Annotated in this window: 18 protein-coding genes; 9 read left to right on the top strand and 9 right to left on the bottom strand. The window is 55.2% G+C overall.

Annotated features, from left to right (window positions below; translation table 11 throughout):
- The first annotated feature begins 269 nt into the window (after positions 1-269).
- The 5 genes from Mal52_RS20370 (at position 270) to Mal52_RS20350 (ending at position 6,510) form a co-directional block, all read left to right on the top strand.
- The gene (locus Mal52_RS20370) at positions 270-1,673 is read left to right on the top strand and encodes a leucine-rich repeat domain-containing protein (protein ID WP_197534357.1); all 1,404 of its coding nucleotides are present in this window, start codon (positions 270-272) and stop codon (positions 1,671-1,673) included.
- A 130-nt stretch (positions 1,674-1,803) separates the two neighbouring features.
- Positions 1,804-2,493: a dual specificity protein phosphatase family protein gene (locus Mal52_RS20365; RefSeq protein WP_145378357.1), complete on the top strand. Its 690-nt coding sequence runs from the start codon at positions 1,804-1,806 to the stop codon at positions 2,491-2,493.
- Between the two features lie 96 nt (positions 2,494-2,589).
- A complete protein-coding gene (locus Mal52_RS20360) occupies positions 2,590-4,320 on the top strand; it encodes a serine/threonine-protein kinase (RefSeq protein ID WP_197534356.1) in 1,731 nt (576 codons plus the stop codon).
- Between the two features lie 59 nt (positions 4,321-4,379).
- A complete protein-coding gene (locus tag Mal52_RS20355; protein WP_145378355.1) occupies positions 4,380-5,255 on the top strand; it encodes a hypothetical protein in 876 nt (291 codons plus the stop codon).
- Between the two features lie 55 nt (positions 5,256-5,310).
- The gene (locus Mal52_RS20350; RefSeq protein ID WP_145378354.1) at positions 5,311-6,510 is read left to right on the top strand and encodes a prenyltransferase/squalene oxidase repeat-containing protein; all 1,200 of its coding nucleotides are present in this window, start codon (positions 5,311-5,313) and stop codon (positions 6,508-6,510) included.
- A gap of 6 nt (positions 6,511-6,516) precedes the next feature.
- Here Mal52_RS20350 and Mal52_RS20345 read toward each other — a convergent pair whose 3' ends face one another.
- From Mal52_RS20345 to Mal52_RS20325, 5 genes are all read right to left on the bottom strand, one after another.
- On the bottom strand, positions 6,517-7,731 hold the full coding sequence (locus Mal52_RS20345) for a DUF6807 domain-containing protein (RefSeq protein ID WP_145378353.1): 1,215 nt from the start codon (positions 7,729-7,731) through the stop codon (positions 6,517-6,519).
- Between the two features lie 205 nt (positions 7,732-7,936).
- Positions 7,937-8,722 (bottom strand): hypothetical protein, encoded by a 786-nt coding sequence (locus Mal52_RS20340; protein ID WP_145378352.1) that lies wholly within the window; start codon positions 8,720-8,722, stop codon positions 7,937-7,939.
- 130 nt (positions 8,723-8,852) lie between these two features.
- Complete coding sequence (locus tag Mal52_RS20335; protein ID WP_145378351.1) at positions 8,853-9,125, bottom strand: hypothetical protein; 273 nt, start codon at positions 9,123-9,125, stop codon at positions 8,853-8,855.
- 14 nt (positions 9,126-9,139) lie between these two features.
- Positions 9,140-9,715, bottom strand: coding sequence for a hypothetical protein (locus Mal52_RS20330; protein ID WP_145378350.1), 576 nt, complete (start codon positions 9,713-9,715; stop codon positions 9,140-9,142).
- 93 nt (positions 9,716-9,808) lie between these two features.
- On the bottom strand, positions 9,809-10,048 hold the full coding sequence (locus Mal52_RS20325; RefSeq protein ID WP_197533336.1) for a BON domain-containing protein: 240 nt from the start codon (positions 10,046-10,048) through the stop codon (positions 9,809-9,811).
- A gap of 588 nt (positions 10,049-10,636) precedes the next feature.
- On the opposite strand from Mal52_RS20325, the gene Mal52_RS20320 reads away from it, so the two are divergent.
- Together Mal52_RS20320 and Mal52_RS20315 are read left to right on the top strand one after the other, a co-directional pair.
- The gene (locus Mal52_RS20320; protein ID WP_145378348.1) at positions 10,637-12,085 is read left to right on the top strand and encodes a hybrid sensor histidine kinase/response regulator; all 1,449 of its coding nucleotides are present in this window, start codon (positions 10,637-10,639) and stop codon (positions 12,083-12,085) included.
- Complete coding sequence (locus Mal52_RS20315; protein WP_145378347.1) at positions 12,082-12,666, top strand: ANTAR domain-containing response regulator; 585 nt, start codon at positions 12,082-12,084, stop codon at positions 12,664-12,666. The genes Mal52_RS20320 and Mal52_RS20315 overlap by 4 nt, the downstream gene beginning before the upstream one ends.
- 191 nt (positions 12,667-12,857) lie before the next feature.
- Here the strand turns inward: Mal52_RS20315 and Mal52_RS20310 are convergent, their stop codons facing one another.
- The 4 genes from Mal52_RS20310 to larC all read right to left on the bottom strand — a co-directional run bounded on the left by Mal52_RS20310 (position 12,858) and on the right by larC (position 17,721).
- Positions 12,858-13,373, bottom strand: coding sequence for a hypothetical protein (locus Mal52_RS20310; protein ID WP_145378346.1), 516 nt, complete (start codon positions 13,371-13,373; stop codon positions 12,858-12,860).
- A gap of 219 nt (positions 13,374-13,592) precedes the next feature.
- Positions 13,593-15,764 carry a Tex family protein gene (locus Mal52_RS20305; RefSeq protein ID WP_145378345.1) on the bottom strand — a complete coding sequence of 724 codons (2,172 nt, stop codon included), beginning with the start codon at positions 15,762-15,764 and terminating at the stop codon, positions 13,593-13,595.
- A 177-nt stretch (positions 15,765-15,941) separates the two neighbouring features.
- The gene (locus Mal52_RS20300; protein ID WP_145378344.1) at positions 15,942-16,310 is read right to left on the bottom strand and encodes a hypothetical protein; all 369 of its coding nucleotides are present in this window, start codon (positions 16,308-16,310) and stop codon (positions 15,942-15,944) included.
- Between the two features lie 103 nt (positions 16,311-16,413).
- A complete protein-coding gene (gene larC / locus Mal52_RS20295; RefSeq protein ID WP_145378343.1) occupies positions 16,414-17,721 on the bottom strand; it encodes a nickel pincer cofactor biosynthesis protein LarC in 1,308 nt (435 codons plus the stop codon).
- A gap of 339 nt (positions 17,722-18,060) precedes the next feature.
- On the opposite strand from larC, the gene Mal52_RS20290 reads away from it, so the two are divergent.
- Together Mal52_RS20290 and Mal52_RS20285 are read left to right on the top strand one after the other, a co-directional pair.
- Positions 18,061-18,735 (top strand): TIGR04283 family arsenosugar biosynthesis glycosyltransferase, encoded by a 675-nt coding sequence (locus tag Mal52_RS20290; RefSeq protein ID WP_197534355.1) that lies wholly within the window; start codon positions 18,061-18,063, stop codon positions 18,733-18,735.
- Positions 18,736-18,918: 183 nt separating this feature from the next.
- Positions 18,919-19,662: a hypothetical protein gene (locus tag Mal52_RS20285; protein WP_145378341.1), complete on the top strand. Its 744-nt coding sequence runs from the start codon at positions 18,919-18,921 to the stop codon at positions 19,660-19,662.
- Positions 19,663-19,666 lie beyond the last annotated feature (4 nt).

The following is a 19,666-nucleotide window of genomic DNA, read 5'->3' as shown; positions in this document are numbered from 1 at the left end:
CACAGTTGCGTGCGCGCTCCGGTAATGGCGCGTGACATCGTAGCGCCTCTTTCTATTGTCGCAATCACCCCAATCCAACACAACACAAACAGGCAGTTTTCGCAACAGCGAGTAGCGATTTTCGCCGGACTTCTCAAACAACCCGCACGATGCCGTTGACTTACAGGCGTGATTGGTAGCAGAGAAAACGCGATTGCGTAGGTGCGCAGCTGTGGGTACAGTCGTGGTTGTCGATGTTCTTTGACGATTGCAAAAAACGAGGCGCGCTCATGCAGGACACTTCACCACGCCGCAGTTGGCCTCGGCGGCATCCGTATTTGATTGCGACTGCGATTCTGTTGCTGTTTGTCCTCGTCGCTTGGGGTTGGCTGTGGCTAAACGGGCCGGGGCGATTTATTGCAGCGGTGGAGCAGGCCGGTGGGACGGTTGAGTTTCGAGACTTAACTCCCCCCGCCCCGCTTTGGAATCGCTTGACCATGAACAATCAGGACTGGGTTTTTACGACCATCGCTTTGAGCGGTAGTGAAGTCGACGATGATTGGATACGGCAAAACCTGGGGTTTCGCAAGCTGCTGAATGTGAAGTTCGACCTAAGTAACACAAATGTGAAGGATGCCGGTCTCGCAGCGCTCGCGGGAGCTGACAACATCCGTAGTGTGTCTTTGGCCGAGACGGCGGTCACTGATGCAGGTCTCGGACATCTGGGGGCCTTACCGCAACTGAAAGGTCTCGAATTGAGGAAGACGGACATCACCGATGCCGGTTTAGCCTACCTTTCGAGTTCCCCACAACTGGAATCGTTGCAGCTGGAGGACACTCAGGTCAGCGATGCGGGACTGGAATATGTCGGCCGCATGCCGAACATGCGCACTCTCAATCTGCAACGGACCGCTGTGACCGATGTCGGGTTAAAACATTTGGCGGGACTGACGCGACTCAGTTACTTGATGCTCAGCGAAACCCAGATCGGCGACGCATCTATCCCTGATATTCTGAAGCTCAAAGGCTTGGATTTATTGGGGTTGGGAGCGAACACTACTGATGCCGGTTTGCAGCAACTCGCCGCTCATCAGAACATCAGGCACTTAAATCTCCAACATACCCAGGTGACCGATGCCGGGCTACGACATTTGGCCGCGTTTCCCAAACTGTCGTTCGTGGAACTGGATGACACATTCATCACGGAAGAGGGACTGCAGCAACTATCGTCCATTCCCAGTCTCGAAGTCATCGGCTTGCATGGATCGCAATTTACCGATGCTGCAATGGAGACTTTGTGCAGATTGCCGGTCTTAAACTGCGTCGTGCTAAAAAACACGAGCGTAACGGATGCCGGGATTGAGGTCCTCGCCTATGGAGCCGCATTGGATTCGGTCGGTTTGTACGATTCGCTCGTCACTGATGCGGGTGTCGAGCACTTGTCACACAATCCTATGTTGCAGTATTTGTATCTTGAAGATACTCCCATCACCGATCACGCCGTCGAAATTCTGGGAGAGAACAGGGCTATGGTCGCTATGAATCTCAAAGGCACAAAAATCACCGACGCCACCGTGCCGTATCTTTCGCGGATGCGGACGTTGGAATACTTAGACCTGCGAGAGACGCAGGTCTCTGCGGCGGGGATTGAAACATTGCGGCGCGAATTGCCGGGTTGTGAGATTCATTATTAAATTGGTCCTAGGGTGCGCTCACTTCGTTCGCGACCCTAGGCTATGATGTGGAACGCCTTCGGCGTAATCAATTTTGTCGACCGCATCGCTCTTGTCCTCCGATCCTTTGGCCTCTAAGAGTCCCATCGCCATGAAATACGGTTTGTTGTGGTTAACGATGGGGCTGTTGCTGGGCGTGCGGGCGATTGTCTCGTCCGGATGGTGGCTGGTTTGTCTGTGGCCGGCCATGAATCTCACGGTGCTCGGAGTTGCCTACCTTCTCAATTGGCCGTGGATCTTCGGCAAACGTCCGAGTGGCCGTCTTTCCTATGCGCCAGTTTTTGTGTTTCTTCCCTATCTGCTTTATGCATGGACAATTTGGCGTCTCACCTGCTTTGTGCGGCGGGAGCGTCCCTATGATATTGTGAAGGATCAATTAGTCATCGGTCGCAGATTATTGGCCAAGGAAATGATCGACGGGATCGACAATGTGATTGATCTGACGTGTGAATTTGCAGAGCCAACCACCATTTGCTCGGCGGTCAATTATATTTCGTGCCCGATCTTGGACGGTTCCATACCGACGTGGCCCCAATTGCGGCAATTGATCAACGAGATCAATGGGTGCGCCGGTACGACCTATATTCATTGTGCGCAGGGACATGGTCGGACCGGTTTGGTGACGGCTGCGTTATTGATGCACCGCAATCCCGACCTCCCACTGCACGATGCGTTGCGTCAACTTCAAGCGGTGCGCCCCGCCTTGGCTTGCAATAGCGGGCAAATGGCGATGTTATCGGTTCTAAAAGCACAAAGTGACGCCGACAAACCTCAGTTGTAACCAGCACTGTCTCCCCGTACGATGGATCGGTTGACCGCTGATTTCCGAACACGCAGGCGGGTCAACTCGATAGAAACCTCAGCTAAAGGCAGACGCATGGCACCGCCGCAGCGGTCGGATCGCACCCCTCAAAAAGTGGCCGCTGAACTTGCACAGACGGTTGATGCCGCTGCCGGTGAAAAAAAGTCGAGCATCCGACCGATCGAATTGGTCATGGGCCGCGGACAGACGTTCGGTACGGAGACCACCTCTCTGCTGCACACGCGGTTGCGCGCGGTCACGCTGTTGCTGCTGGTGGTGTACGGCCTGATCTTTCTCTGGGCGATGATCAATCGCAACGGCAACGGGGGAATTGATTTTCTCAACGACATGGCGGTGATCGAACATGTCGATCTGCTGCGGCTGGTGCTGGTGGGCGGCATTGTGGTGTATCTGTTCATCAAGCCGCAACTGTCACAAACGGTGCTGCGCAGCATCGAATATACCCTGTTCGGCGCTTTGACGTTGATGTGGATCTACCTGCGCTACGAAATCGCCCTCAATGGTGCGCTCTCTGGAAACACGGCCGAAATGGTGCTTGCCGCACGCACCCAAATGTTCGGGATCTTTATGTTGATCATTGTTCACGGGCTGTTGATTCCGCACCGTTGGATCGGAACAGCACGCGTGGTCTTTACGATGGCCTTAGCACCGTTGATCACATTGGGGTTGTTCGCCATGAGGCATGCCGATTTGGTGGACAAATTGGACGGATTGACGAGCCAGCAAAATGTCAGCACCGAACTGCTGATTGTGTTCATCGCGGCGCTGCTGGCCACCTACGGTGCCGCTGTGCTCAGTGCGATGCGTCTAGAAGTCCATCAGGCTAAAAAATTTGGGCAATATCATTTAGTAAAGCTGATCGGCAGTGGCGGTATGGGACAGGTGCATTTGGTAGAGCATGACCTGCTCAAACGGCCCTGTGCCATGAAATTGATCCGTCCCGAAGCGGCCGGGAATCCCACGTCGTTAGCCCGGTTTGAACGGGAAGTGCAATCGACAGCTGCGCTCACGCATCCCAACACAATCGCCATTTACGACTACGGTCATTGTGACGACGGCACGTTTTATTACATCATGGAATATCTGCCTGGAATGAGTCTCGACGAGATGGTCGAACAGTATGGACCGTTGCCGGCCGGTCGCGTGATTTATTTGCTGCGGCAGGCGTGCAACGCTGTGGCCGATGCACACGCAGCGGGCTTGATTCACCGCGACCTCAAACCGGCCAACCTGTTCGTCTCGGAACGAGGCGGCATGTGCGACTTCATCAAGGTACTGGATTTTGGCCTCGTGAAGCTCACCAATGAACCTGAGGCATCACAAATCACATCCGATCAGGTAATCAGCGGAACGCCGTTGTATATGTCGCCCGAACAAGCGATAGGCGATCCTGCGCTGGACGGGCGGACCGACATGTACGCCCTTGGTGCCGTCGCCTATTACATGCTAACGGGTCGGCCGCCGTTTGAAGGGGCGACACCGGTGGCAGTCATGATGGCGCATGCCACCAAAGAGGTTGAGCCACCGACGATTCATCGGGAAGATATTCCTGCGGACCTTCAAGCCGTGGTGCTCAAATGCCTAGCCAAGAAACCGGCGGACCGTTACAGCGACTTATCGGCGTTGGAACAAGCCCTCAATGACTGCGGCGCGGCCGGAGATTGGAACGCGAATCAAGCCGCGCAGTGGTGGAGTGAAGTCTCCCCGCAAACTGGCTCCTCACCAAATTCTCCCTTTGGTGAGACGGTCCAAATGAAACAAGTCGCACCGGAAATTACGAATTGAAACAGAGACCCCGGTCGCAAGGCTGAGCCTTCGACCATGAACGCAGATTGGCATTTCTCATGAATATCGGTTGGCACGGCGTCCGTTTCGGACTCACGCTGAATCGCATCAGTTCCCAAGCGATCGCTATTGTTTTTTTGCTGCATTCAGCGATCAGCTTGGCATTGGCGCCCTGGGTGGTTGGCCATGAAGTCAATGGATTGGTCGGGTTCGGATTGGGCATCCTAATTGCCGCCATCTATCTGGGAATTGTCCGTTTTGCATTCATCACCGATGCCGACGAAAAGATGCAGTTGATAGTTTTCGTGATTCTTTCCATCGTCGTCTGCCAGTTGGTTTATGCCCATCCCGCGACGTTAGAGCGTATCCTCACCGCTCTGGGACGCATTACCCCGCCGGTCCTGTTGGCCTGTTGCGGGCTGTTTTTTGTGGGAAGTATCTTGAGTATCACGCCGGTGGGAAACATCCTCCGCTGGCTATTCTCCGCTGCGGCATTGGTGGCATTGTTCGGTGCGATCGTGTTGACGTTGGAAATTACGAAAATCGGTGGCGAAATCCCTGTGCCGGCCATTCTGCGGGATTCACCGTTGTACAAGTTCCCGCAAATGTTCGCTGTCGGTTTGGGATGTCTGGGAATCCTATTCCAAGCGCTCTCGCTGCAGCAAATCGCGCGGCGGTTTCATGACACGGCCACTGGGAAATACACGCTGCGATTTATGGTGTATCATCTATTCGCCAGCGCGATTGTGCTGGGTATTGATTTGTTCTTGCGGGATCATACCACTCAACCGGTGATCACCGTGGGGGCACATATTTTCGACTCCGTGACCATTCTGGCCAGCGCTGCCATTGGCTTGGCGGTGGTGATCGACGGGATGTGGCTCAGCCGCGCGATCGGTGGGGCCCACGACCTGATCAATCGACAACGCGGCTAAGATTTTCGGCCGCCGACCGAATAGTCAAAAAACCTCGTAACAAAGGACGTCCCTGATGAATCGTGCTCGCTTAATGCTGACGTCTGCTATCTGTGGCATCACGGTTGTTCTCGCCAGTGGATCGTCAGCCTCAACGGCGGCCGGGGCGGAAATGGGTGGGTTTGGTGTCCTAACGCCGCGGCAACGAAACCGCGTGGAGGCAGCTGTCGATAAAGGCTTGAAGTTTTTGGCTTCGCAACAGCAGCGTGACGGTTCATTCCGTGCACCTGCAGCCGGCCAGCCCGGGGTCACCAGTCTGTGTGTGTTGGCTTTCCTGTCGCGGGGACATTTGCCGGGGCAGGGGCCCTATGGCGAGACCCTCGAACGCGCCATCGCGTTTTGCCGCTCAGCACAACGCCCCGACGGACTGTTCAGCCAAAACAAGCCCGAGTCGACCCATCGCTATCTCCTCGCTTCCCACGCGGCGACTTATAATCATGCCATCACTGGTTTGATGCTTACGGAAGTCTATGGCATGCTGCCGAACGACCAGCCCCAACAGGCAGTCGCATTCCAAGGCCGGTTTCCCGCCGCCGCGGGGCCGGCGGATTTACGCGTGACCATCGAACGGGCCATTCAATTCAGCATGTTGTGCCACCCGCAGCCCAAACGCTTTCCCAATGAACGGGGCTCCTGGCGGTATTTGCGACGGTACGGCTTAAATGATGCCGACCTATCGATCACATCGTGGCAGGTCATGTTTTTGCGTTCGGCCCGCAACGCCGGATTTGATATTCCGGCGCGGGATATTGAGCTAGCGGTCAAATACATCAAAAGTTGTTACGACGCCAAGAACACAACGTTTGTCTATGAAATCGTCGAGGAAGAACCAGAATTCAACCGACCACGGGCGATGGCCGGGGCTGGGATCTTAGCACTCTCGCTGGCAGGACAGCATCACACTGAGATGGCACAGAAAACGGGTGACTGGTTACTGCAGCGGCCGTTTACCCAATACGACCGTCCCATCCGTGGTGAAAACTGGCATGTCTACTCGGCGTTTTATAGCAGCCAGGCGATGTTTCAACTGGGAGGAGAGTATTGGGAAAATTATTTCCCGACTTTCGTCGACACAGTGACCGCTCACCAATCGCGCGACGGCGCCTGGCGACCTGCCGGCGGTCTGGATCGTCGTTACGGTGAGGCTTACACCACAGCAATGACCGTGCTGGCACTCACACCGCCGTATCAACTACTGCCGATTTTTCAGCGCTGATACAGCTTAGTCATTTATGAGCGTGACCTGCGGTGGATCGGCGTAATCTTGCCAAAGTTGTTGCGTCCGTTTCACGTCGGGTGCTCCTTGAGCGACGTGGAAACGATATCGCGATTCGTACGGCGTGCCGGGGCGAATTTGAAACTCGCCCAAAACCAACGGGGCGAAGACGAAATAAGGTTTCGAGGGATGCAGCCGGACCGGTTGCGGCGCGCGGAAATTGCTGGGGCTTGCGAACATGGTTACGTCATACGGCCGCCCCTCAAGCTGCCCGGACATTGTGACCCAATCCGGCCGGCTATGATTGCCGTTGTCCCGTGTTTTGCCTGCGCTGGTGAGGAATTCTGCACCCTCGGCCTTCAGCCATTCTCGACGCCCACGGATCGCCATTCCGCCGTAATGATATTGATTGATCGTCAGCGGGCTGTCTCCGGCACAACGTTGCGTGGAATGCACGTCGAAGAGAAAGCCGTCGCTCACATTGTAGACCCGCACCTCCCACGTCTCATCTAGCACCGGTTTGGGTCCTTCCGGAGCTGTCAGATCGGTATGTCGCAACGACGCACGAAATCCCCCGGCCACCTGACCTTCGAAGGTCTCCCCGATCGCAACGTGTTCGATTTTTGCCGCTTGGGATTTTTGGTCCCAAAAATTGATGTCGCGGCCTTCGAAGGTGGTGTTGGTCCAGGCAAACATCACGCCATGTTGATGCGGATGATCGGGGGCAAAGTCGCCCGTGAGAACCTGTCCGTCCGGTGCAAACAGCGGGTGCAAATATCCGCTGCGGGCATAATATGCTTCATCCGCATTGGGAGCGGGGACAACGGCATGGTTGTAGTGCAACACCGGTTTGTCGCCGACAGCCACGACCAATTGCCGTCCGTTGTCCCGACACGTCACCGCGGCGGCCGCAGAGGACTCAGCGGTAGGCGTCATCCGATAACGCCGCGACTGGCCAGCTTTCAACTCTTCGTCGAGAATCCACATGATTCGCGGCGGATCATCTTGCGTGATTTGGACCGGAACATTTTTCCCGTCCTCTCCGCGCGTGAGCGTGAAGCCGGACGCCTTGCGCAGCGCTGCCGGCAATTCCCAGAAAACCGGTGTCGACAGGCGGTCCTGTTTCCCCGCTTGGAGCTTGAGAGTCACCGGTTCAGCGACGGCCAACAACGGAACGGATAACAATGCGCCTACGAACAGAGAGACTCGCACGGTGTTCATGCAATGGTCCTTAGGTTTTCAGCAGAGCATTAAGTTTTTAGTCGTCCCAATTTGGGGTGCCTGTGGCACCCGACGTCGAACCTTGATAGGCGATTGGGCGTTAGCGGCATTTCGACTTGTTCAATAAGCGCTGTCGCATTCGGTTGTCAAAAGCCGAGCGTTGTCCGTCCATAAACACAGCATTGTATGCATCATAATGGAGTCACTATTTGCCGATGCTGGAATGGTGCAGCAGTTTGGCTTTTTCATACTTCTTGTCATTCAACAGTTCCACGACCTCTCCCAAATAGGGAAACCCCGCTTCGTCCAGCGACTCTTTGGAATAAAGCTTACGAAAAAACGCATCGCGGTCGGGAATGTTTCGGGCACCGTGCGCTGAGACTTTGTCCAACAGTTTGTAATTTTTAGTTGCCAACTCGACGACGGCATCGCGGCGTTTGATGAATTCGTCGTTGATGATTTTTTGTATCGCCGCTTCATTCAGGGCGCCCCCCTGTGTCATGGGGCGTTCAATCCGCTTCACCGAGAAGAGTGCCCGTTCCAGCAACATCCGCAAACGGGGGTCGCTACTAATGGCGACGTGATCCAACTCGTGCAACAGTAACACGGTGTCCCACATTGTCGGGTCGTCGTAGGACTCAGGAAGTCGGATGGTGTGCTTCAGCTTCCATTGGATTTTCTGGATTTTGGGCCGGATGATCACATAGCGTCGAGCGCGGCGCCTGACAACCTGGTACTCATACAGAAACCGGGTCCGCACATCGAGGGAAAACAAAGCGCGTCCGGGATATCGATCTGGTTCTATGGCCGGATCGTAAAAATCGAACTCGATATCGCTCGCGTTTAGCAGCGCCTTGAATTGCGGCGGCGATTGCCGATGCGATTCGGCGCAATACAACGTGCGGCCAAACAGGGCGAGAGTGACCGTTGCGAAAGCGCAAAATAAGATGTGTAAGCGAATCACCGGGCGGCCCTGTGGACAATAAGTCATAAAGCGATGTTGTTTCTATAGGCTAACACAACAAATGCTTCATTCACAGAGCCGTCATCTGTTCTCACCCGCTGACGACCGAGTTCTCTCGCCGCCACGTTGTCACAGGGGCAAGTTGCCAAACTGGCAACTAATGCCCTTGGTTGCGACAACAGTGGCGGGCCAAATGCACGAGCCGTTCCAGGACGTCCCGGTCGCAGTACTCCAAGCGGTCTTCAAATCGCTGACTCAGGTACGGCAGCTGCGCGGCACGAATGGCGGCGATCAATTCGTTGTCCGGCAAGTCGGAGATCTCTTCGTCGCGATACTCAGCAATCTCCCCTTTGGTGGAAGACGTGTTCCGGTTTGGTTGCGGAGTTTGGAGTCGTTTTGCGATTTTTTCGGCAGGGAGTAACAGCATCATCGGCCTTCCTCTTGCTAGCGGCTGATTGGATTGTCAGGGACTAGGGGTTGAGTTTGAGGTAATGAGACAAGTGAATGGGTCGGCAGCTCAACATTACCAGCAAGTTGTGTGCCACGGACAAATTTATGGCAACTGACGCAGGTCATCGTCATGTGCATATAGGCCAAAGTTGCTGCATCTAACTTTTTCTTTTCTGCGTCGATTTTGAGACGCTCAACAGCGCGGCGAAATTCTGTGCTATGTTGCTTATAAATTGGGCCTTGAATGACGTGCCACTCAGTCGCTTTACTCATCAAAAGCAGATGATCTGCTGCATCGACAATCTGGTCGAATTGGTTGGTCATCAGCCCTTCGAGGATTTTTGTGTTGTCATCAAGCTTCGCGCGCATGAATACCTGAACCGGGGTCATTTTCCGGAGATTAGGATCGGCAGCTTTTTTGCCTGCATCCTTCTGGGCAGCCGGTTCAGCAGCATGTGAGACCTGATCCGGTTGACTACTGAGCACCCAAGCTGTCCCGAAAACTGCGGTCAGCGTCAATGCGACTGTGAGGAGGCGTGGGGTATTCAGGCTCCGGAAGTAGTCGGTCATCGTGTTGTACTCCTTGTTTGCGAATGGTGATTTGTTTGCGAAGGGTGATTTAAGAATTGATTTTCCCCTCAGTTGGGGCAGTCGTCTGGTGATTTAGCGGGGCCGAGATGATTTGGCGAAATCGACTTGGATTTGATTAATGACGACGCGCACTCCCTCAACTTGTCCCGCGATCTCTTGGGCCAATTGCTTGTGATAATACGAGGGAAGCGTGCCTGTCAGGACAAGCCTGCCATCTTGGCATTGGCAAGCGATCGATTCGCCAAATGAGATAGAAGTTGCCCGTAGATTCTCCAGCACGGACTCTTCGATTTCCGCATCTCGAGAGTTCAACCGATTTCGTTTCCTGTCCTCCCTTACCAGACCAGGCATCTCGCTTTTTCCCCTGTTTTAGCAAATTTGGAGATCCGCAGACATTCGGATCAGTCCATAAAAAAAACCTTCCCGCCGGTCCTTGGACCCTGCGAAAAGGCAATCACTACCAAACTCGGCCACCCGGTCATGGGCGGTCGAGGCAGGACTAATGTATACAATGCTGCGCAGTTCGTCAAGATTTCAATCACAACAGTCGCGTCTCCCGTTGTCCCGCGTTGTGCGTGGCTGGGAAATCGGCCGTCGCACTTTCCCCGTCAGTACCGTCAGGTTATGATGCGCGTAGAAATGCTGCGTTCAGCGGAGGGGGCAATCTGCATCCCGAAGCCGCGCTGTTTCACGACATTTTGTTGCGTCCGTGGGCCCATGGCGTGGTCGACCGGATCGTACGGCAATGACAGCCTGGACGTCGCATAGATCGGTGCGACGTGTGGGCTTTTTTTGTCGTTATATAAAACGTCTGTGGTTGCGGCTGGTGCTGCGCTTGGAATAGGAACGATTGCAGAATTGGCTTCGGGCCGGTTTGCCTTTGGGAACAACAGTGAGACCATGCACACTCCGCAACCACGCCGCATTTTGATCGTCGATGGGGATACCAAGGCACGGGACGTTGTGCGCAAAATTCTGGAGCAGGATCACTATTTCGTCGCCACCGCCGCGACGGCGACCGAAGCGCTCGAGAAAACCCGTCTGGAAAAAATTTCGGTGGTGATCCTCGACCAGGATGTGTCGGATCTTTCTATCGAACAACTCATCCCCGGCATCCAAAGCTTGGCGCCTGAGGCTGCCGTAATTTACGTGTCCGACTCCGTCGATGGGGCCGTCGCCGCCATGCGTTTGGGGGCGGCCAATTATCTCCTCAAGCCGATCAACCCCGGCGTTCTACTGGCCGATCTGGTGAGTATCGTCGAGCATCAACGCGCCAAGTCAGAGCTTCGCGATCAATATGTCCGCATGCAGGCCGTTGTCAATTCGGCTGTCGAAGGCATTATTACCATCGACGAGACAGGGGTGATCGAGTCGTTTAATCCCGCTGCCGAAAATATGTTTGGCTACACGGCCGATGAAGCAATCGGCAAAAACATCAGTGAAATGATGCCCGATCCCTATTCCTCGGAGCACCATCTCTACCTCAGCAACTTCCGCCGCACGGGAATCCGCAAGATCATTGGTACGGGACGCGAGGTCGTCGCTCAACGCCAAGACGGCACCACATTTCCCATCCATCTGTCGGTCAGTGAAGTCCAGCTAGAGGATCGGCGTCTGTTCACCGGCATGGTCCGCGACATCACGGCCATCAAACAGGCCGAAGAAAGGTTGCTGCAATCCGAGCGGTTGGCGGGGATTGGCCAAGCGATGGCTGCGCTGGCCCACGAGAGCCGTAACGCACTGCAGCGCAGCCAAGCTGGACTGGAGATGTTGGAGCGGCGTATCAAAAACCAACCCGAAGCGACCAAGCTCATCAAACGGATTCAACGCGCGCAAGATGACTTGCACCAGTTGTATGAGGATGTGCGGGAATACGCCGCTCCCATTCGCGTGAATCCGGAACATACGGCGATTTCCGACATCGTGCGACACGCCTGGCACGATTTGGCCTTGGCCCGCGAAGGACGCAATGCTGCATTGACTGAAACCGGCGACGATCCGTATTGCCAGGGGGATAAATTCGGACTGCGGCTGGTTTTTCGCAACATCTTAGAAAATGCGATCGCCGCGACCACCGAAGAACCCCGGATCAAGGTAGAATATGGGGAGACTGACTTTGTCGGCCAACCCGCGGTGCGAATCTGTATCTGCGACAACGGTCCGGGACTGACAGCCGATGCACAACAGCAGATATTTCATGAATTTTACACGACCAAGACACGCGGCACCGGTTTGGGAATGGCGATCTGCAAGCGCATCATTGTCGCACATGGCGGATTGATCGAAGCCTCAAACCGACCGCCCAGCGGTGCGTGTATCACGATCATATTACCCAGGAGTCAATCATGACACGCATGTTGAAAATTGCCGTCGCCGATGATGAACCGGAAATGTGCGAATATTTCCAAGACACGCTCTGTGCCATGGGTCACGAAGTGGTGGGGGCCGCCCAAAACGGATTGGAGCTGGTGGAACTCTGTAAATCCACCAGCCCCGACTTGGCAATCACGGACATCAAAATGCCCGACATGGACGGGATTGAGGCGGCCACGCGGATTCGGGAACATTTTCCCGTGCCGGTGATTTTGGTTTCAGCGTTTCATGAACCCGAGTTGATTCAGCGGGCCCTGCAGGATCACGTGCTGGCCTATTTAGTCAAACCAATCAAACAAGCGGACCTGGAAACAGCCATTGCACTGGCCATGCGGCGGTTTCAAGAATTCCAAGCCCTACATCAACAAGCGGCGGACTTGCGGCAAGCCTTGGAGGACCGCAAAGTGATCGAGCGGGCCAAAGGCGTATTGATGAAACGCGCCGGCCTCGACGAACCGGACGCGTTTCGGCGGCTTCAAAAACTATCGAACGACAAAAACCAAAAACTGATCGACATCGCTCAAATGATCGTCACTGCCGAGGAAGCGATGAGTTGAGTGTTTGAAAAAAAATTTAGCCACGGATTCACACGGAACAGACACGGATCAAAAGAGAGCCGTAGCCATGTTGATCGTCGGAGGTAACTTCCAGCGCTGGTACGCCGGAGCAGTCGGAGACTCACCAGGAGATTCCGTGTTTCATCCGTGTTCATCCGTGGCTTTATTTCCTAATCTCAGAGAACCGTCAATCATTCGCTTTCGGCCGACACTTCGACGGAATCTGAGGCAGGGGCTTTGCCATGTGGAGCGGCATGGGGGGTGAAGTAAGCCACGATCACGATGCAGATGAACATTCCCACGACCCCGACATACAACATCGGATTGATGGGAACTTTGTCCCCCACGCTATAGAGCGATACCAATGCCGAGACGGTCACCGCCCCGCCAAATACAACCGGCATCACGATATTAGGCATTGCCATACCGCCGCTGTACATCGCCAACGTCAACGTGAAGGCTCCCCAGGCTCCCAGTGTCCCGGCAATGAAGCCCCACACTCCACCGGGGCCGGACAGCGAAAAGGTGTCCCCGTTATACATCATTCCCAGCACGCCCCCGCCGACGCCCCAGAATAAATAGGCCAGGCCAATTGCTACGTATGGTGTAAACGGGCTGTGCAGTGCCGCCCGCGATTTCCCCAAAGCGGGGCCATACATCCCCCAACAGACCGCAGTTGCCAATGCGAAAAATACGGGCCATTTCATGGTCGTGCCTCTTTTCCTGCTGCTTACGATTCAAAAAGTTTTGTTTGATCCCTGTCGTTTGACCGTTCCAATGCGAACTGCCGTCTGACGGTCATTCCCCGCCTTGTTTCGGCACCAGGGGAATGCTCCAGTCGTTGGTGGGACATTTTAGTCACCCCCGTCGCGCAACGCACCCCATGGGCACAAACATTTGCGGCGAGTTTGGGGAGGACTGAGAATTCACGCGCTGCGCATGGTGAGCGAAACACGACGACGTACTGAGTCGATTTCCTCGACGCGGACCGTGACCACGTCCCCCACAGCGACGATATCGTGCGGGTTTTTGACGTATTGATCGGCCAGTTTGCTGATGTGGACCAGGCCGCTGTCCTTCAGGCCAATATCGACAAACGCCCCAAAATCTACCACGTTCAGCACCGTCCCTTGCAGCGTCATTCCGGGTTGCAGGTCTTCAAGCTTGAGGATATCGCTTTTGAAAACCGGTGCGGGCAAATCGGCCCGGGGATCACGACCGGGGCGGACCAGTGCGTCTAGAATATCGGTCAATGTCGGCAGACCGATTTCAAATTCCTGGGCCAATGACGGGCGGTCCAATTCGGCAACCCGCTGCTGCAATGTCTCTCGAACCGTTTCATCGCGCGTCACCTTTTCCGAGGGCAACTGAAAACGCTCCAACAAGCGCCGTGTGGTCGGATAACTTTCCGGATGGATCCACGTCGCATCCAACGGTTCATCACCACTGGTGATTTTCAAAAAACCGGCCGCTTGCGTATAGGTCGCCTGTCCCAAACCGGCGACCTCCAGCAGTTGCCGTCGCGTGCGAAACGACCCATGTTCGTTCCGCCAACTGACAATATTGGCTGCCGTCCGCCGATTGAGTCCCGAAACATGACTCAACAGTGCCGTGCCGGATGTGTTGAGATCCACGCCGACATAATTCACGCATGACTCGATGACTTCATCCAACGATTCTTTGAGCGATTTGGGACTGACGTCGTGTTGATACATGCCCACGCCGATATGCTGTGGTTCGATCTTCACCAATTCGCTCAACGGGTCCTGCAAGCGGCGTCCGATGGAGATGGTGCCGCGGGTCGTTGCGTCGTAGTCGGGAAATTCTTCGCGACCAGCGTCGCTGGCTGAATAAATACTAGCACCCGCTTCATTCACAATCACATACCGCAAATCCGCATGCGATTCGGCGATCAACTCCGCGGCGATCTCCTCGGTCTCGCGGCAAGCGGTGCCGTTGCCGATGGCAATCAGATGACAACTGTGCTCTGCGACCAACTCTGCCAGCTTGTCGCGGGCGGCCGCCTTTTTCGATTGTGATCCGGTGATGTACACCACATCGGTCGCCACGCAATTGCCGGTTTCATCCAAGACCGCGATTTTGCAGCCGGTCCGAAATCCAGGATCAATCGCCAGAACCCGTTGGCCGCGCACCGGCGGTTGCAACAACAGGTTTCGTAGATTCCGGGCGAAGACTTCAATCGCATGTTGCTCGGCGCGCTGTGTCAAATCACGACGCAGCTCTCGTTCCAGCGACGGCAGAATCAACCGCGATAACGCATCGGCCGATACGTCCATCATGAATAGCGCGAAACGATGTTCATTCAATTTCAGTAACCGGACCGTTTTCGCTTGGGCTGCGTCGCCGTCCCAGACAAATTTCACACGCAGTGCCGACTCGGTTTCGCCGCGATTGATGGCCAGCACGCGGTGCGGAGGAATCTTGCTGACTGCTTCGGAGTAGTCAAAATAATCACGAAACGATTCGTCCGCTTCTTTACCGGCCGCTGTGATTTTTAACCGGCCGGTTTTCAAAGCGACGCGGCGAGCGGACTCGCGGACGCTGCCGTCTTCTGCAATCCGTTCCGCCAAAATATCGGACGCCCCCTGCAGCACGTCGTCGGCTGTGGCCAGTTCCTGTTCGGGGTTCACATGTTGGGCCGCGGCCGCGCGGGGCGAATCGACCGCCGGATCCTCGCTCCACAGTTGCTCTGCAAACCCTTCCAACCCGCGTTCACGGGCAATCTGGGCACGCGTCCGTTTCTTGGGGCGGTACGGCAGGTACAAATCTTCCAACTCGGCCAGCGTCTGGGCCGCTTCGATTTGTTGTTGCAATTGCGGTGTGAGTTTGTCTTGCGATTCGATCGACTTGAGTATCGTCGCTGCCCGTTCCCGCAATTGTCGGTGGGACTTCACGCGCTGTTGGATGTCGCGAATCTGCACTTCATCCAGATTTCCCGTCCGTTCCTTGCGGTAACGCGTGATGAACGGCACGGTGTTTCCGTCATCCAGCAACTCGATGGTGCCGGCCACCTGTGATGATTTCACGCCCACTTCTTGGGCGATCCTGTCCAAAACCGCAGTTTCGAGTTTTAACATGGGCTGTTCATCCACTCCGACTGGTTTATCCGGCGTCGCAATTCTCTTCAATCGTGACGCATCTTGCGAATCAACCGCATGTATGTTGCGGCTTTGTTGATCCGTTCGGCAATTTCGTCCCCCCGACAACCCTGTGTCGGCCCCATCGTCTTATCATCACCGCGCATGGTGAGTGATTTACGATTCCTCTGCACCACTTTCGTCTCCCGCCGCTTCGGTCCCGGTGGTGTTTTCACCTGCCGGGCGTTGCTGCGAGAGTTCTTCCAATCGTTTAATCGATGTCTCCGCTTCGGCGAGCAAACGGTCGAGTACGGCGATTTTTGTACCGATACGCCCTTCCACCTCGCGGGCATACTCATTCACCCGCAATTCCATTTTATTGATCGCCGCTGTGTAGCTCGACTCGGCGGCGTGAATATCCGCATGCGCTTCTTTCTGCGGATCGCGATTCCGACTGACCTTGGACTGAGTGAAACTCCGCCGCAGCAAAAACGCCATGACGAGCAGCATCAGTCCGCCCAAAATCATTACTCCGCTACTAGGCATCACCAAACCTCCTGTTGGTAGCAATGTCGGCCGATTATTTTCCGTGAACGACGCTTCATCCGTTCAGATTCTGCCCTCGAACGAGCCGCAGGCTGGATGCTGATTAGTGGTCATGCCCATGGTCATGTCCGTGGTCGTGATCATGGCTGTGGTCGTGAGTATGATCATGATCGTGCGTATGGTCGTGACTATGCGAATGGTCATGCGCGTGATCTGGTTTGCCTGTCGCCGGCGAAGTGGACGTTTGTGGTTGATACGCGCTTTCGGCTGCGCGATACACATCCCGTAGCGGCACTCCATTTTGTTCAGCGATTTTGGCACACGAGTCGAATTCCGGGGTAAAGATCGCCGGTTCGCCATGCCGCCAACCTATCTTTCCCCGAACCGTTCCCCAAATCGTGGCGACCTCATGCAGCTCACGGGCACGCTTGGAACGTTCCAGAACATGATGCCGGATCCCAAACGTCCCAGTTTCGGCGAATAGGATCGATTCCAATGCGCCTCGGTCTGCCGGTCGACAAATCACGCTCAACACGACTGCGGGGCGGTCTTTTTTCATTTGTACGGGCGTAGAATAGACATCTAACGCGCCGGCATCGAACAATTTTTGCTTGGTATAACCAATCACCTCACCGGAGACATCGTCCAGATTGGTTTCCAATATCGAAACGTAGTCCACATCCGGCGTAGCGGTCGCCATGCCGACAAAGATCCGCAACAGATTGGCCCGCTCAGGAAAATCCTTGGTGCCGGCTCCGTAGCCCACGTTTTCGATTTGCATCTCCGGCAACGCACCGAAATGATCAACGACATTTGCGACAATCGCCGCCCCGGTGGGCGTGGTTAATTCCGCTTCGATCGGCACATCCACCAGCGGAATCCCTTTGAGCAACTCCGCCGTGCCCGGTGCGGGGACGGTACAGATTCCGTGAGCAATGCGAATTTGCCCGCGTCCGGTCGGCAGCGGACTGCTGACCACGCGATCCGCGCCGAGCAGGTCAAACCCAATCGCGGCGCCGACAATGTCGACGATCGAATCGATTGCGCCGACTTCATGAAAGTGGACTTGCTCGACCGTCGCGCCATGCACTTTGGCCTCCGCAGCTGCCACATCGTGAAAAATACGTTTTGCTAACGCCCGCTGCGACTCGGTGAGCGCCGATGCGTTATCGATCAACGTCACAATGTCTGACAGATGACGATGCGCGTGTTGTTCGGGATGCACGACGCGGACATGCTTGGCGCGAAAGTCACCCTTCATCACCTCGTTGATTTCCAGCCGAACATCGGGCAGGTCCAACGAAGCGATCCCCGCGCGAATCGCCGCTTCATCCACACCGGCATCCAACAACGCACCGAGCGTCATGTCACCGCTAATCCCCGTCGAACAATCCAAATACGCAACACGCACGTTGATAACTTTCTCTAATGAACCGCATCCGTTACTTCGGAACTGCGGACCTAAGCCCCTAGGAACTCCTCAGCGCTGCAACAACGCATCCTAACGCAACCACATACCTTTGTGCTAGCAACGGCCCACACTGTTCGTTTTAGGATGCTAAATTTCACCGAAAGGGTGAGGCGTGAGGGGACAGGCTTGAGGGGAGTTGGAGGCGCCCTCGATTTCGGTAGGACCACCGTTAGTAAGCTGTGCGCTGAATTGACGACGTATGTGGTGGGTGGCAACAATGGTCGACACGTTGCGAATGATTGTCTGCAAAAACCTCTCAGCCTAAAGCCCGCGTCTCTCGTGCAAATCTCCGTCATTATCCCCACGCTGAACGAAGCGACCAATATCGAGGCGGCGCTGCAATCGACGCAGGATGCCGGTCAGGTGCAGACGATCGTCGTCGATGGGGGCAGCAGTGACGATACGTTAGCGAAGTCCGCCGCCGCGGATATTGTACTCAGCGTCGCGCCGGGACGCGGTGGCCAGCAAAATGCCGGCGCTGCGGTAGCCACGGGGGAGATCTTGTTGTTTCTGCATGCTGATTGCCGTTTGGAACCAGGATGCCTCGCAGCGGCCCGCGCCGCCTGTGCGGAGACCGATTGCGTGGGGGGATGTTTCCGTCAGCAGATCGGCGCCAGTGGACTTCGGTATCGTGCTTTGGAGTGGGGCAATGCGCTACGGGTTCGCAGTCTGCGGTTGGCTTACGGCGACCAAGGGATTTTCGTCAAGGCCAACGTGTTTCGACGGCTGGGTGGGTTTCCTCCATTGAAGCTGATGGAAGATTTATTTTTGATGAAACAGTTGCGGTATGAAGGCCGATTCGTGCTGCTGGACCAAAAAATTCGCGTCTCCGCGCGTCGATGGCAACAACGTGGCGTGGTGCGGCAGACGGCGACGAATTGGATGCTGGTCGTGTTGGCACAATGCGGCGTCGCTCCTGAACGGCTCGTGGCGTTTTACGATAACCAGCGTTGATTTCGAGATCGCGGGGCATTAATTTCGAAATTGATAAACACCCAAGAACCTTATTCGTTTATCCGTGTCAATTGGTATTGTGTCGAAGGTCTGTGCACTCTAAAACCGGGCCAGATTGTTTGGCTCGACAATCCTCTCTTTGCGAGATGGATCTGCGCTGCACTCCTCCTCAGAAGGTCGCTCATGGTCGGATACATTCGGAAACTTGCCGTCGCAGTGAGTTCCGCGCGCGCCAATCGGACAGCCTTGGTCAAAGTCCTTGCCGAGGAACTGGATCGCCTTGATCCGCGGGACTTTCTTCCTGATGTGCAGTATGACTTTATCATCTTGCGGATGAATATCCGTGGCTATGATGACAACCATCTGCACCAGTCCGGTTTGCCAAACATGGATGACCTATTGCACGTACTGGATCACTATGCCGGGATCGGCAGTAGCGCTCAGGTGCGGGCGTTTGACTTTATCGCCTCCAGCGAACTGCGACGGATCATCAAACGCGACTATCGCGAACTTTCGTTGATCTTATTTCCCGCCGGAGCCTGGAAAAGCACCGTAGTCTTGGCGGGTAGTATTTTGGAAGCGATTCTGGTGGACCAATTAACAGCATCGGACGAGGTGATCCAGCTGGCCAAAGCCAGCCCCAAAGCCCCCAAGACCAAACGGATCGAAAAAGGGCAGTGGACGATGTATCAGTTGATCAATGTCGCCGCGGATGTGGATATTCTGCCCAAGGACCGCGCCAACGCCATTGATGTCACTCTGCGTGAATACCGCAATATCATCCATTCCGATGTGGAGCTGAAAAAGCAATACTCCTGCACCGAAGCCGAAGCTAGCTTGGCAAAAGGAGCATTGGATGCGGTTTGCAACTACCTCGACGCGCACGCACTCCACTTGCGTCAGCCCTCGAATAATCAGAAGCCGTAGCGGC

Origin of the sequence: Symmachiella dynata (assembly GCF_007747995.1) — a bacterium.
GTDB lineage: Bacteria > Planctomycetota > Planctomycetia > Planctomycetales > Planctomycetaceae > Symmachiella > Symmachiella dynata.
Note: the sequence above shows the minus strand (reverse complement) of the source record. Positions and strands in the feature narration are given on the sequence as shown.